The 16,161-nt window shown below is 71.2% G+C and carries 5 protein-coding genes; 3 read left to right on the forward strand and 2 right to left on the reverse strand.

The window, feature by feature from the left end; genetic code table 11:
* Positions 1-57: 57 nt before the first annotated feature.
* Both ACFVBH_RS09110 and ACFVBH_RS09115 read right to left on the reverse strand, forming a co-directional pair.
* The gene (locus ACFVBH_RS09110; protein WP_354989967.1) at positions 58-369 is read right to left on the reverse strand and encodes a hypothetical protein; all 312 of its coding nucleotides are present in this window, start codon (positions 367-369) and stop codon (positions 58-60) included.
* Positions 370-766: 397 nt separating this feature from the next.
* Positions 767-1,126, reverse strand: a complete 360-nt coding sequence (locus ACFVBH_RS09115) for a DUF4254 domain-containing protein (protein ID WP_354989989.1) — start codon at positions 1,124-1,126, stop codon at positions 767-769.
* 264 nt (positions 1,127-1,390) lie between these two features.
* Between ACFVBH_RS09115 and ACFVBH_RS09120 the strand changes: the two genes are divergently transcribed.
* The 3 genes from ACFVBH_RS09120 to ACFVBH_RS09130 all read left to right on the forward strand — a co-directional run bounded on the left by ACFVBH_RS09120 (position 1,391) and on the right by ACFVBH_RS09130 (position 16,161).
* Positions 1,391-2,260 (forward strand): helix-turn-helix transcriptional regulator, encoded by an 870-nt coding sequence (locus tag ACFVBH_RS09120; protein WP_354989966.1) that lies wholly within the window; start codon positions 1,391-1,393, stop codon positions 2,258-2,260.
* Between the two features lie 153 nt (positions 2,261-2,413).
* Positions 2,414-2,890, forward strand: coding sequence for an AMP-binding protein (locus ACFVBH_RS09125; protein ID WP_354989965.1), 477 nt, complete (start codon positions 2,414-2,416; stop codon positions 2,888-2,890).
* A gap of 56 nt (positions 2,891-2,946) precedes the next feature.
* Entirely contained in the window at positions 2,947-16,161 is a 13,215-nt protein-coding gene (locus ACFVBH_RS09130) for an amino acid adenylation domain-containing protein (RefSeq protein ID WP_379000987.1), read from the forward strand.

The following is a 16,161-nucleotide window of genomic DNA, read 5'->3' on the forward strand; positions in this document are numbered from 1 at the left end:
AGTTGGGCCTAATACCGAATGGTCGGTATTAGGCCCAACCATTTCCCCGGGGAGGGATCAGCCCGGGAAATCCAGGTCCGCGGCCGCCACCAGCAGCGCGCGGGAGTGGGCATCGTCCGCGTCGCGGATCAGACCGGCCGCCAGGAGATACGCCGCCGCCATGCGCAACGCGGAATCCTGGAGACCGGTGATGGTTTCGGCGAAGTCACCGGCCTTGGCGTCGAATCCGCGCCGCAATTGCCGCGCGGAGTCGAACCCGCCGAAGCCGCCGGCGCCCTGTAATCGCCGAGCCCGCTCGACCTGCGGATCGAGCGAGTCGGCGAAGCGCAGGAAGTTGGCGGCACAGCGCCGGGCCAGCGCCTCATCCATGCGAAAGGACCCCTCCGCCGCCCGCGCGTACAACTGATCACCAGCGGTTCGTCCGGTGTACAGCACGGCATCGCTCCCCTTACCGAACTCGTCATCCCCTGCCGAGCTCGATCGACCCAAATGTGAAATGCCTTTTACCGCCCACGATTCCGCCGGGTGTGTCAGGCTGAGAGAAATCCCGGACGGGCGTGCCGCGCCAGTCGACCACGCGGCACGCCGGGCGGGGCGCCCCGTTGCGCCCGCCGTCTGGAGGCGGGCGACGTCCGCGAGCCAGGTGAGCTACTGGCCCGATAGCGCGACCCGGTTGACGTCACCACTGGCTCAGCGACCCGATCGCACTGCTGCGTGTGCGCCAATACGGTTGCGGGTCAGTGCATTGGACGCGGTGCGCTCGGAATCACTGTTCCGGCAAACGACGCCGGCCACCGGCCACGTCGATTACGAGATCAGTGTAACCGTCCACCAGCTCGGCCAGGTGGTACCAGTGTTTATGGGTATTGTCGCTGCCCGCGCCCTCATGATCGATGACCTGATTCGCTTCGACCCAGCTCCGGGCCATTCGATCCACGACCGCACCCAGGCTTTCGGTGTGCAGCGCGGCGCCGTTACGGTGCTGCGGCAGTTCCTGTTCCACCCAATCGTTGATATCGTCAACGAGTTCGCCGCGGCGACAATCGATCTCGGTGACCAACATCGGATCTCGTACTTGTCCGCGGCGTTCGTGCAGCTCGGCGAGGGCATGCGCCGAACGCAACAGAACTCGATCTTGAAATCGCCTGCCCTGGAATGCACAGAGCAATTGCGGAGCGGTCGGCAGAACGCCGGCTATGGACATGGTCATCGGAACTCCCCGTACGTGCCCGCTTGGATCACTAATCGCACCAACATGATTGGTCTCCGGATTTCAGCTATACCGGTCATCGGATCGGCTGTTCACGAATAGGCTAGCCGAATCATGCTCTTACAAATGCAAGAACGCAACAGTGCGTTCTAAGTAGTGCGCGAAGCGAAAGGGTTTGTCATGGCAGGCAAGCGCACCGTGCTCACCGTCCGTCTGCGCCGCCTCGCGGCCATGCTGCACGAGATGCGGGAGACAGCCGGCCTCAGCAAAGAGGTGGTGAGCAGCAAAACCGGTATCAACGTCACCACGCTCTACCGCATCGAAACGGCACAGGCCAGGCCACAGCGCCGCACCCTGACCGCGATGCTGGATCTGTACCGAATCGGCGAGCCACAACGTTCAGATGCCTTGCAGTTGCTGGTCGATGCGCTCAAACCCGGTATGGCCCGGTCCTTCGAGGACGCGGTCTCCGAGGTCTACGGCGCGTACATCAACTTCGAGGCCGAGGCGCTCTCGGCGCGGTTCTTCCAGGCCAGCTACGTGCCCGGCCTGCTGCAGACCTCGTCGTACGCCAACGCCGTCTACCAGACCACCATGCCCAAGATCTCCGACCAGGTCATGAACCAGCGCATCCAGGCCCGCCAGGAGCGCGCGAACGTGCTGACCAAACACGACCCGCTCGAACTCTGGGTGGTGCTGGACGAGGCCGTGGTCCGGCGTCTGGTCGGCGGGCCGGAGGTCATGCGCGAGCAGTTCGATCTCCTGCTCGACCACACCAACAAGCGCAACGTGATCCTGCAGATCCTGCCCTTCGACGCCGGCGCGCACCCCGGCATGCTCGGCTCCTTCACCCTGCTGGACTTCCCGGACCCCGCCGATCCGGAGCTGGTCTACGTCGAGGGCATCGCCAGCGACGAACTGATCGAGGGCCACCCCGAGGTCCGCCGGTACGGGGTCATGTTCGACCAGCTGCGGGCCATGGCGCTGAGCCCGCGCGACTCCATCGCGATGATCGAGGAGAGCAGGGACGAGCTGGGCAGACGCGAGTAGCGCGGCTTCCACCCACCCTGGGGGTGGGGAAGCATCACCCTCGGAGCGGTGATCGGCAGTACTGAGGTTGCTGTCGGATCGAACCGGATGCGACGACAGTTGGATACATCCCCAACAGCACCACAAAGTCGCATTTCCGAGAGGATGATAACGATGTGCAAGTCGGTCGAATCGCCCGCAATCACCCTCGTTCCCCAGCGAGCGAGCGAGCACCACGCTGCCACCGCGACCATCTCTCGCCCCGATTCGGCGGCGATCGCCTACAGCGCGGCCGACTGCGCCCTGACCTACGCCGAACTCGATCGGTGGTCCAACCGGATGGCCCGCATGCTGCTGGTCCTCGGGGCCCGCCCCGGCACCCGGGTCGCCATTGCCGCCACCCCGCAGCTGGAATCGATCGTCGCCCGCCTGGCCATCGCCAAGACCGGCGCGACCGCGGTGCCCTACACCACCGAGAAGACCTCGGCCCGTGTGGATTTCGGCATCACCACCAAGGAGGGCCTGGATCGCTTCGCCGATCCCCGCCGCGTCCTGGTGCTGGACGAGCGCTCCACGCTGCTGCAGTACCTCACCGGCTCGGACGCCCCGCTGACCGACGCGGAACTGCACCGCGCCCGCCGGGCCTCCTGACCCGTCCGGGTACTCCGCGCTCTCGGTTCCATTTTCTTTGACACGCAGGATGTTTCATGGATTCCAGCTCTGCCCGCAGCTCCGACCACGCGGCATTCGCACTGTCAGCGGCCCAGCGCGGCATCTGGTTCGCCCAGCACCTGGCCGGTGACACGCCCATCTCGATCGCCCAGTACGTCGAGTTCGACGGGGCGGTCGACATCGAGTTGCTGGCGGACGCGGCCCGCCGCGCGGGCCGCGAGTTCGGCACCGGCTACCTGCGCCTGCTCGAGATCGACGAACTGCCCTGGCAGGTCGTGGACACCACCCTCGACGACAGCATTCTCACCATCGACCTGAGCGCGGCCCCCGATCCGGAGGCCGCCGCGCAGGCGTGGATGCGCGCGGAGTACACCGCGCCGCTGGACATGACCCGCGACCGGCTCTGCACCGTGGCCATGCTGCGCCTGGCCGACGACCGCTGGTACTGGTACTCCCGCCTGCACCACATCCTGCTCGACGGGGTCGGCGCGCTCACCATGCTGCAGCGCACCTCGGAGATCTACAACACCGCCGCGGCCGGGCTCGACGTGCCGCCCGGCCGAGCCGAGCCGCTGCAGAAGATCGTGGAAGCCGACGTGGCCTACCGGGCTTCGGACCGGCTGCAGGCCGACCGCGAATACTGGCGCGATCATCTGGCCGGAATGGCCGAACCGGCGCACCTGGGCCGGCGCGCGGGGGCGGTGGACGCCCATCCGAGATTGCTGAGCGGCGCGCTGCCGGCGGAGACGGCGGCGCTGCTCGACGCCGTGACCGCCGAACTCTCCACCAGCGCCGCACCCGTCGTGGTCGCGGCCTTCGCCGCGTTCGTGGGCGCCATGACCGGCACCGGCGAGATCGTGCTCAGCCTGCCGGTCTCGGGCCGCACCACCGCCACCCTGCGCCGCTCGGGCGGCATGGTCGCCAACGTGGTGCCGCTGCGCCTGCACCCCACCCCGCTGGCCACGGTCGGCGAACTGGTGCGCGCCACCCAGGGTGAACTGACCGCGGCCCTGCGCCGCCAGCGCTACCGCCAGGAGGACATCCTGCGCGACCTGGGCTGGGCCATGGACGAGGTGGCCAGCTTCGGCCCGACCGTCAACCTCATGCTCGCCGACACCCGCATCCGCCTCGGCGGGGTGACCGGTCAGCTGCACGTGCTCACCTCGGGCCTGATCGACGATCTGTTCGTCAACGTCTATCCCGGCATCGGCGGGGAGCGCACCCACATCGACTTCCAGGCCAACCCCAACCGCTACGGCGAGGGCGAACTGGCCACCCTGCACGCGCGCTTCCTGGCCTTCCTGCACCGTTTCCTCGAGGGCGGGCAGAGCGCGCCGCTCGCGACGGTGACCGCGCTGTCCGCCGGCGAACGCGACCGGCTGGTCCCCGCCGCCGGCCGCGCGCCCGCGCGCCCGCGCACGCTGCCGGAGATCCTCACCACCGGCGCGACCATCGACCCGGCCGCCATCGCCCTGCGCGTGGACGGCAGCGCGTACACCTACCGCGAACTCCTGGACCACAGCACCCGGCTCGCCCGCGTGCTGATCGCCGCGGGCGCGGGACCCGAACGGGCGGTGGCGATCTCGATCCCGCGTTCGGCGGAGTCGGTGCTCGCCATGTGCGCGGTGGCCCTCACCGGCGCGGCCTTCGTGCCCGTCGACCCGAAATACCCGCTCGATCGCATCGAGCACATGATCACCGACAGCGGCGTGGTCGCCGGGGTGACCGTCGCGGACGCGCGCGCGGCGCTGCCCGATCGGGTGCGCTGGCTGGTCCTGGACGACCCGGAGACCGAAAAGGAGCTCGCCGCAGCCGATTCCACGCCCGTGACCGATGCCGACCGGGTGCGCCCGGTGCGCCCGGATCAACTGGCCTACCTCATCTACACCTCCGGGTCGACCGGCCTGCCCAAGGGTGTGGGCGTGACCCACCGCGGCCTGGCGAACCTCGTGTCGGGTTCCGGGTCGGCGTTCGGCGTCGCCTCGGACGCGGTCATGGCGCACGCGGTCTCCCCCAGCTTCGACATCTCGGTGGAGGAGCTGCTGGTGGCGTTCGCGGTCGGCGCGACCGTCGCGGTGGTGCCCCCGGCCGCCTACGCGGGCGAAGACCTGGCGCGCGTGCTGCGCACCCTCGAGGTCACCCACCTGAATGTGACTCCGGCCGTGGCGGGTTCGCTCGATCCGGCCACCCTGCCGCGGGTGCGGACCGTGGTGGTCGGCGGCGACGCCTGCCCGCCGGAGCTGACCGCGCGCTGGGCCGGGCGCAGGGTGATCAACGGCTACGGCCCGACCGAGGCCACCGTCACCGCCACCCTGAGCGCGCCGCTGACCCCGGGCGAGCCCATCACCATCGGCGCGCCCACCCGCGGCATGCGCGCGGTGGTGCTGGACGCCTGGCTGCGGCCCGTACCGCCGGGGGTCACCGGTGAGCTGTATCTGAGCGGCCCGGGCCTGGCCCGCGGCTATCACCAGCGGATCGGCTTCACCGCCGAGCGCTTCGTCGCCGATCCCTTCGCGGCCGGCGAGCGGATGTACCGCACCGGCGATCTGGTGCGCTGGCGGATGCGTGGGGACGGCTACGAGCTCGAGTTCGGCGGCCGCTCCGACACCCAGGTGAAGGTGCGCGGCTTCCGCATCGAGCTCGGCGAGGTGGACGCGGCGGTCGAACGGCATCCGGGCGTGGACACCGCCATCACCGTGGGCGCCACCACCCCCGGCGGCGCGACCGCGCTCGCGACCTACGTGCTCGGGCTCGCGGACGCCGAGATCGATCCCGAGGCCGTGAAAGCCACCGTGGCCCAGCAGCTTCCGGCGCACATGGTGCCCGCGGCGGTGATGGTGCTGGACACCCTGCCCCTCACCCCCGCCGGGAAGGTGGACCGGCGCGCATTGCCCGCGCCCGAATTCGGCTCCGGCGCGCGCACCGGCCGGACCCCGGGAACCGCGCGCGAGGTCACCCTGGCCGCCATCGTGTCCGAGGTGCTCGGCATCGAGGACGTGGGCGCGGACGACAACTTCTTCGCCCTGGGCGGCGACAGCATCGTCGCCATCCAGCTGGTGGCGCGGGCCAAGACCGCCGGGCTGTCGCTGCGAGCGCGCGACGTGTTCGAGCACAAGACCGTCGCGGCCCTGGCCGCGGTCGCGACCGAGGTCAGCGCGCAGGTGGTGCACGAGCTGGCCGGCGGCGGGACCGGCGAGGTGCCGCTCACCCCGATCGTGCACGCCATGCTCGACCAGGGCGAGACCTGGCCGCGCTTCGCCCAGGCCGTGCTCGTCGGCCTGCCCGCCGACGTGGACAGGTCCCGGCTGGCCACCGCCGTACAGGCGCTGCTGGACCGGCACGATCTGCTGCGCAGCACCCTGACGCGCAGCACCGATCTGCCGCGCGATTCCCAGCATCCGGTCTGGGTGGTCGGCGCACCGGGTTCGGTGCGCGCCGAGGATCTCATCGAGGTGGTGCCCGCACTCAACGGCGGCGACGGCGAAGCCGAATTGCAGTGGGCGGCAGACCTGCTCGACCCCGCCGCGGGCGTGATGGCGCGCTTCGTCCTCATCGAACGCGAACAGAATCCGCCGCTGCTGTGGCTGGTGCTGCACCACCTGGTCACCGACGGGGTGAGCTGGCGCATCCTGCTGCCGGATCTGGCGACCGCGTGGTTGGGCGGCGAACTCGCCCCGGTCGGCACGTCGTTCCGGCGCTGGGCGCACGGCCAGCGCGAGCAGGCCGCGCGGCGGCTGCCGGAAATGCCGCTGTGGCAGTGGATCATGGAGACCCCGGATCCGCCGTTCGGCGAGCGCGCGCTCGATCGCACGCTCGACACCGCCGCCACCATGGGGCAGGTCCGCACCACCATCGACCTCGACATCGCCTCTGCGGCACTGGAATCGGTGCCCGAACGCTTCCACTGCGGCGTGGACGACGCACTGCTGACCGCGCTGGCGATGGCGGCGAGCAGGTGGCGCGACACCCCGCACACCCTGCTCACCCTCGAGGGACACGGTCGCGAAGAGGCGATCCTGCCCGGCGCCGACATCTCCCGCACCGTCGGCTGGTTCACCAGCGTGTACCCGGTGGCGCTGGATCTGAGCGAGGTCGACCTCGACGAGGCGTGGCGCGGCGGGCCCGCGGCGGGCACCGCGCTCAAGACCGTCAAGGAACAACTGCGCGCCATTCCGGACAAGGGCGTGGGCTACGGCATGCTGCGCTACCTCGTGCCCGAGGTGGCCGCCGACTTCGCGAACGCCCCCGTGCCCCAGCTCAGCTTCAACTACCTGGGCCGGACCGGCGGCGCCGAGGGCACCGGGGACGAAACCCCTTGGCTGCCCCGCCGTTTCGCCGCCACCCAGCACGACGACGCACCACTCGAAGCGGTCCTGGACATCAACGCCTTCCGCACCGACGCCGGACTCGAGATCACCTGGGCGTACGCCGCGCAGGTGCTGACCGAGGCGCAGGTCCGGGAATTCGCGGGGCTGTGGGCGCGAGCGCTGACCGCACTGGCCGAGCACGCCCGCGGCGCGGACGCCGGCGGGCACACCCCGTCGGACTTCCCGCTGGTGCCGGTGTCGCAGCGGCACATCGAGGACTGGGAGACGCGGTACGCCGACCTGGCCGACGTCTGGCCGCTCTCGCCGCTGCAGTACGGACTGCTCTTCCACGCCCGCTACGACACCGACACCGCCGACGGCTACACCGTGCAGACCCAGCTCTCGCTCGCGGGCCGGGTGGATTCCGCGCGCCTGCACGCCGCCGCGCGCGCCCTGCTCGACCGGCACGACGTACTGCGGGTCGCGTTCGTCGAAACCCCGGACGGACCGCGCCAGCTGCTCACCGGCGTCACCGAACTCCCGTGGCAGGAAATCGATCTCACCGTGCTCGCGGACGACGCCGAGCGCACCCGCGAACTGGAACGGCTCATCGCCGTGGACGCCGGCACCCGGTTCGATCTGGCTCGGCCGCCGCTGCTGCGCTTCAGCCTGATCCGTACCGGCCCCGAGACGTGCACGCTGCTCATGACCAATCACCACCTGGTGCTGGACGGCTGGTCCACGCCGCTGCTGGTGCGCGAGCTGCTCGCGGGCTACCTCGCGGCCAGCACCGGCCAGGATTTCCAGGGCGCGCACGCGCACTCGTATCGCGAATTCCTGGCCTGGCTGGGCGAACAGGACGACACCGCCTCCATGGACGCCTGGCGCGAGGCCCTGGCCGGGGTGGATTCGCCGACCCGGTCGGTGCCGACCCTGGCGGGCATCTCGCACACCGAATCCGGCATGGTGTCACTGGATTTCGGCCCCGAGTCACTGGCCCGGCTCGAAGGCACCGTGCGCGGGGTGGGCGCGACGGTCAACACCGCCGTGCAGGCCGCGTGGGGGCTGCTGCTGGCCATGCTCACCGGCCGCACCGACGTCGTCTTCGGCGGCACCGTCTCCGGGCGGCCGCCGCAGCTGGCCGGAGTCGAGGAGATGGTCGGGCTCTTCATCAACACGCTTCCGGTGCGCGTGCGCCTGGATCCGGGCGAACAGGTCGGCGATCTGCTGGCTCGGGTGCAGGCCGAACAGGCCCGGCTGCTCGATCACCAGCACGTCGGACTGGCCGCCATCCACCAGGCGGTCGGGCTGCCCGAGCTCTTCGACACCCTCACCGTCTTCGAGTCGTACCCGATCGACCGCGAAACCCTGTCGCAGGCACTCGATATCGCGGGCATGCGGATCCTGGACGTGGCCGGCACCGATGCCACCCCGTATCCGCTGAACCTCATGGTGATTCCGCAGCGCGCGGCCGACGGCGCCGAAAGTCTGCAGCTCACCATCAAATTCATGGCCGACCAGCTGCCCGAGGCGGCGGCGCGGCGACTCCTCGAGCGGTTCACGCACCTGCTCCAGCAGATCGCCCGGCAGCCGGGCCGCCGCGTCGCGCAACTGCAGCACTGCGACCCGGCCGAACGGCGGGCGCTGCTGCCGGTGCGCGGCGGCGAACCCGTGCCCATGCGCACGCTGCCCGAGATCCTGGGTGCGGGCGCGCGGGTGAACCCGGACGGCATCGCGGTCAGCTCCGGTGCCCTGACCATGACCTACCGCGACCTGGACGCCTGGTCCAATCGCTTCGCGCGGGTGCTGCTGCGGCGCGGGGTCGGCCGCGAGGTGTTCGTGGTGCTGGCACTGACCCGGTCGGTGGAATCCATCGTGGCGGTGTGGGCGCTGGCCAAGACCGGCGCGGCCTTCCTGCCGCTGGACCCCAACTACCCGGTCGAGCGCATCGAACACATCCTGAGCGACTCGCGTGCGCCCATCGGCGTCACCGTGACCGCGGTCGGCGACACCCTGCCCGGCACCATCGACTGGCTGCTGCTGGACGACCTGGCCACCATCCGCCGCGTCATGACCGTCTCGGACGCGCCGATCACCGACGCCGAACGCGGCGGGCCCATCACCCTCGGGCAGGTCGCCTACCTGATCTACACCTCTGGCTCGACCGGCAAACCCAAGGCCGTGCTGCTGAGCCACCGCGGCCTGGCCAATCTCGCCGCCTCCCAGGAGACCGGGCTCGATCTCAACGAGACCTCCCGGCCGCTGCAGGTGGCCTCGCCCAGCTTCGACGCCTCGGTGCACGAGATGCTCATGGCGCACGCCATGGGCGGGCAGCTGGTGATCTCGCCGCCGGACGTGTACGGCGGCAGCGAACTCGAGGAGCTGCTGCGCACCGAACGCGTCACCCACGCGGTCATCACCCCCTCGGTGCTGGCCACCATGAACCCCGCCGGGCTCACCGATCTGGTGAACCTGGCCGTGGCGGGCGAGGCCGCCGGACCCGAGCTGGTGGCCGCCTGGGCCCCCGGACGGCGCATGGTGAACCTGTACGGCCCAACGGAATTCAGCGTCTGGGCCACCGGCCCGGGTGAACTGCTGCCCGGTGAGCAGATCACCATCGGCTCCCCCATTCGCGGTGCGGCGGCCATGGTGCTGGACACCTGGCTGCGGCCGGTGCCGGTCGGTGTCACCGGCGAGCTGTACCTCACCGGGCCGGCGCTGGCGCGCGGGTACTTCAACCGATTCGCCCTCACCGCAACACGTTTCGTCACCAATCCGTACGGCCCGCCGGGCTCGCGCATGTACCGCACCGGCGACATGGTGCGCTGGATCGAGACCAAGGGTCCCGAGGGATCCCGGCTGGAACTGGAATACCAGGGGCGCAGCGACTTCCAGGTGAAGATCCGCGGCCTGCGCATCGAACTCGGCGAGATCGACGCGGTGCTCAACGCCGACGAGGAGATCGAGTACGCCGCCACCGTGGGCACCCCGGGCCCGGGCGGGCAGACCGTGCTGGTCTCCTACGTGGTCGGCACGGGCGCGCCCGGCGCGCTGGACACCGAGCTGCTGCGCACCCGGGTGGCGTCCTCGCTGCCGGGCTACATGGTGCCCAGCTACATCATCGAACTCGACGACGTTCCGCTCACCCCGGTCGGCAAACTCGACCGGACCGCCCTGCCCACACCGGATTTCACCAGCCTGCAGGAGCGCTATCTCGCCCCGCGCACCCCGGTGGAGACCGCCGTCGCGGAGGTGTTCGCCGAGGTGCTCGAGGTGGAGAAGGTCTCCATCGACCGGTCCTTCTTCGAACTCGGCGGCAATTCGCTCAGCGCCACCAAGGTCATCGCGCGCGTGAACGCCGCCCTGGGCGCGACCGTCGCGCTGCGGGACCTGTTCGACGCCCCGACCGTGGCGCAGCTGTCCGCCCGCGTCGTGCCCGCCGGGGACGCGCCCGGACGGGCGGCGCTCGCCCCGCGCATCCGCCCCGACCGGATTCCGCTCTCCCCCGCACAGCAGCGCATGTGGGTCATGAACCGGATGGATCCCGCCTCCGGCGCGTACAACATCACCGCGGCGCTGCGGCTCACCGGCGCGCTGGACGCCGGCGCGCTGCGGCAGGCCGTCGTCGACGTGGTGACCCGGCACGAAACCCTGCGCACCATCTACCCCGCCGACGCCCAGGGCCCACGCCAGGTGGTGGTGAGCGTGGAGGCCGCCGCGCCGCATGTGACCGCGCTGGACACCGAAGACGGTGCGGCACTGGAACAACGGATCGCCGAACTCACCGGATCGGGTTTCGACCTGACCCGGGAGGCGCCGCTGCGGGTCGGGCTGTACCGGCTCACCGATGTGCCCGACACCCACGTGATCGTGCTGGTGGTGCACCACGTCAGCGCCGACGGCACGTCCATGGCCCCGCTCGCCACCGATCTCATCGGCGCGTACCTGGCCCGCACGTCCGGGGCCGAGCCCGCGGCCGCCCGGCCGCCGCTGCGCGTGCAATACGCGGACTACGCGCTGTGGCAGCGCGAACTACTCGGCGACGAGCAGGATCCGGAATCGGCTGCCGCGCGGCAGATCACGTACTGGTCGCAGCGGCTGAGCGGCGTCGCGGACGTGCTGGAGCTGCCCGCCGACCGGCCCCGTCCCGCGGTGCAGTCCATGCGCAGCGCCGACCTGCCCTTCACCATCGACGCGGACACGCACCGCGCGCTCGCGGCCCTGGCCGCCACCACCGAGACCAGCCTGTTCATGGTCGTGCACGCCACGGTGGCGGTCCTGCTCGCCCGCCTCGCCGGCACCCCCGACGTGGTGATCGGCACGGCCGTGGCCGGACGCGGCGATGCCGCCCTGGACGAGTTGGTCGGCATGTTCGTCAACACCCTGGCACTGCGCACCCCGGTCGATCCGGGCCGCGGGTTCCGCGAATTCCTCGCCACCGTGCGAACTTCGGACCTCGACGCCTTCGCCAACGCGGAGGTGCCCTTCGAACGCCTGGTGCAGGTGCTCGATCCGCCGCGTTCGACCGCGCACCACCCGCTGTTCCAGGTCTCGCTGTCGCTGCAGAACTTCGCGCTGCCCGAACTGGAGTTCCCGGGCCTGCGGGTGAGCGTCGAGCCGTTCGACCGGGACGCCTCGCAATTCGACCTCACCTTCGACCTGCGCGATCCCGCACCGGGCGCGGAACCCGACGGGCTGCGCGGCACCCTGACCTACGCCACCGACCTCTTCGACGCGGCCACCGCGGCACAGCTGGTCGAACGCTGGCAGCGGCTGCTCACCGCCGTCTTGGCCGACCCGGACATCCGCATCTCCGACATCGACCTGCTGCGCGCCGCCGAACGGACCGCCCTGGTCCCGCTGCGCGGACCGCGCGGCACCGGCGAGCGCAGCACCCTGGCCGAGGTGCTCACCACCGCCTCGGCGTTCCATCCCGAACGACCGGCCATCATCGCCGACGGCCGGACCCTGACCTACGGCGAGCTCGAGGCCGCCGCCGACCGCCTGGCCGACCGCCTCGCCAACGCCGGCGCGGGCGTGGAAACCGTGGTGGCGCTCGCTCTCTCGCGCAGCGCCGAACTGCTCATCGCACTGCTGGCCACCGCCAAGACCGGCGCGGCCTTCCTGCCCATCGACCCGCGCCACCCGCTCGAGCGCATCGACCACATGCTCACCGACTCCGGCGCGGTGCTCGGCCTGACCGTGGACGCGCACCGGCCGCTGCTGCCGGACAGCATCCTGTGGCTGCACCTGGACGGTCCCGGTGCACCGGCACGGCAGCCCTGGGACGAGATATCGCCCTGGAGCGAGCCTTTCGGCGCGGTCGATCCGAACCATCCGGCCTGGCTCATCTACACCTCGGGCTCGACCGGCACGCCCAAGGGCGTCGCGGTCTCGCACCGCGGCCTCGCCGATCTCGTCCGGGCCCAGCACCACATGCTCGGGCTGAACGCGAACTCGCGCGTATTGCAGGTCGCCTCACCGAGTTTCGACGCCTCGGCCTTCGAGGCGCTGATGGCCTTCGGCGCGGGCGGCACCGCGGTGGTCGCGCCGCCCGACGTGTTCGGCGGTGACGCGCTGGCCGAACTCATCGCCGCCCACCGGGTGACCCACCTGGTCATCACGCCGTCGGCGCTGGCGACCATGGACCCGGCGACCGTGCCCAGCGTGCGGGTGCTCGCGGTGGCCGGTGAGGCCATCGGACCCGAACTCGTCGCGCGCTGGGCCACCGGGCGCATGCTCGTGAACCTGTACGGGCCCACCGAGTTCACCATCTGGGCGACGACGTCCGACGTACTGCGCCCGGATCGGCCGGTCACCATCGGCCGGCCCATCCACGGCGCGGCCACCCTGGTGCTCGACGACCGGCTGCGGCCGGTGCCCATGGGCGTGGCCGGCGAGCTGTACCTCGCCGGCGATGCCCTGGCCCGGGGCTATCACGCCCGGCCCGGACTGACCGCGAGCCGCTTCGTCGCCGACCCGTACGGCGCGCCCGGGGAACGCATGTACCGCACCGGCGACCTGGTGCGCTGGACCGGCTCACTCGCCGCGCCGCGGCTGGAATACCTGGGCCGCACCGACTTCCAGGTCAAGGTGCGCGGGCAGCGCATCGAACTCGGGGAGATCGACGCGGTGCTGAGCCGCGCCGAGCACGTCGAATTCGCCGTGACGCTGGGGGTGAAGGGGCCGGGCGGCGCGACCGCGCTGGCCGCGTACCTGCTGCCCGAGACCGGGACCGAGATCGATCTCGCCGCGCTGCGCGCGCACGCCACCGAGGCGCTGCCGGGCTACATGGTGCCCTCGGCCTTCGTGGTGCTGGACGCCATCCCGCTCAACGCGGTGGGCAAGCTGGATCGAAAAGCGCTGCCGGAACCGGTCTTCGAAGCCGAATCCGAGTATCGAGCGCCCAGCACGCCGACCGAGGCGGCGCTGGCGGAGATCGTGGCCGAGCTGCTGGGCCGGGACCGGGTCGGAGCGCACGACTCGTTCTTCGCCCTCGGCGGAGACAGCATCCTCGCCATTCAGCTCGTGTCGCGGGCGCGCTTGCGCGGGCTCGAACTGAGCCCGATGCAGATCTTCGAACACCGCACCGTCGCGGCGCTGGCCGCGCTGGCCGACGCCGCGGGCGCGGCCGTGATCCTGGACGAGCTGCCCGGCGGCGGCGTCGGCGACATCCCGCTCACCCCGATCGTGCGCTGGATGACCGAACGCGGCGGGGATTTCGGCCGCTTCGCGCAGACCGCGGTGCTGGAGATGCCCGCGGGCATCACCCGGGAGCAGGTCGTGGCCACCGTCACCGCGGTCGTCGATCAGCACGACATGTTGCGCGCCAGGCTGATTCGCGACGGCGACGACTGGCGACTGACCACCGGCGCACCCGGCAGCGTCGCGGTGGACACCCTGCTGCACCGCATCGAGTTCGACGCCGCCTCACCGGCGGAACTGCGCGAATACGCTGTCACGGAACTGGATTCGGCGCTGAACCGGCTCGACCCGGCGCGCGGGACGGTCCTGCAGCTGGTGTGGCTCGACCCGGCCGGGCCCGGCCGCACCGGCCGCCTGATCGTGGTGGCCCACCACCTGGTCATCGACGGGGTGTCCTGGCGCGTACTGGTCCCCGACCTCATCGCCGCGTGGGCCCAGATCCGGGGCGGCGCCCAGCCGATCCTGACCGAGACCGGCACCTCGCTGCGACGGTGGGCGCACGCGCTCACCGACGAGGCGCACTCCCCGGCGCGCACCGCCGAGCTCGACTACTGGCACGCGCTGGCGACCGGGCCCGACCCCCTGCTCGCCGACCGCGAGCTCGATCCGGCGATCGACCGGGTCGGCGCCGTGCGCACCGTGGAGATCCGGGCCGACGCCGCGGTCACCACCGCCCTGCTCACCACCCTGCCCGCGCTCTTCGACGGCACCGTCGAAGACGCATTGCTGGCCACCCTGTCCCTGGCCGTCGGCCGGTGGCGGGCCGCCCGCGGCAACGCCGATGAACAGGATCCGGTGCTGCTGCGTATGGAAGGACATGGGCGGCAACAGGAGATCGTGCCCGGGGCGGATCTGTCCCGGACGCTGGGGTGGTTCACCACCCTGTACCCGGTCCGCCTGGAACTGCCCGGCATCGACACCGGGCAGGCGCTGGCCGGCGGCCCGGCCATGGGCGCGGCCATTCGCGCGGTCAAACACCAGTTGCTCGCGGTCCCGGACAAGGGCATCGGCTTCGGGCTGCTGCGCTACCTCAACGCCGAGACCGCGGGCCGGTTCCCGGCCCGTCTCCCCGGGCGCATCGGCTTCAACTACCTCGGCCGCTACGCGACCGCCGACATCCCGGCCGGGCTGGAAGGACTCGGCTGGCTGCCCACCGACGAATTCGGCGACCTGCACGCCACCGAACACCGCGAGGTGCCGGTGAACGCCGAGATCGAGATCAACGCCGTGGTGGTGAGCGACCGGCTGGAGGCCTCCTTCGGCTTCCCCGGCACCCTGTTCGACGCCGACGAGGTGGGCGAGCTGGCCGAACTGTGGCTCCGGGCGCTCGGCGCGGCGGCGGACTTCGCGGCCGGCCCGGCCGCCCGCGCGGCCGCCGACGCCGAGGCGGCCTACCTCGCCGAGCAGGCCGCGGCCCGGATACAGGCCGAATCCGGTTCGGACGCACCGGGTTCCGCCTTGGGACTCGACGTCGTGCTGCCGATCCGGCCCGGCGGCGACGAACCGGCCCTGTTCTGCATCCACCCGTCCTCCGGCATCGCCTGGACCTACCTGGGCCTGGCCGAGCACCTGCGGCCCGGACGGCCCATCTACGGGCTGCAGGCCCCGGACCTGTCCGGGGGCGCACACGCCCGCAGCATCGACGACTTCGCCGAACGCTACGTCGCCGAGATCCGCGCCCTGCAACCCGACGGGCCGTACCACCTGCTCGGCTGGTCCTTCGGCGGGCTCATCGCCCACGCCGTCGCCACCCGGCTCACCGCCGCCGGAGCCGAGGTGGGCACCCTCGCCCTGCTCGACGCCGACAGCACCGACATCGACGGCGACAGCATCGACAAGCTCACCGCCGGTTCGTTCATCGCCACCTTCGGCGCGGTCTTCGGCATCGGGGACATCCCGGCCGACTCCACCGCGCAGCAGGCCGCCGACCTCATCAGCGAGCGGATGGGCGGGGTGTCGCTGGTCGACGCCGCCACCCTCGAGCGCATGGCAGCCTCCTACAACGCCTCGGCCCGCACCCGCACCGGCTATCAACGCCCCGTATTCCACGGCGACGCACTGTATTTCAGCGCCACCGTGGACACCTCGGAGATCTTCGGACCCGACGGCTGGCGGCCCTGGATCACCGGCGCCATCGGCAATCACGACATCGCGGTCAGCCATGACGAGCTGACCGCACCGCACGCGCTCGCGATCATCGCCCGCGTCCTCGACGACCAACTTGGACGGGCGCGATGA

Origin of the sequence: Nocardia sp. NPDC057668 (assembly GCF_042799795.1) — a bacterium.
In the GTDB taxonomy this organism is placed as follows: Bacteria; Actinomycetota; Actinomycetes; order Mycobacteriales; family Mycobacteriaceae; genus Nocardia.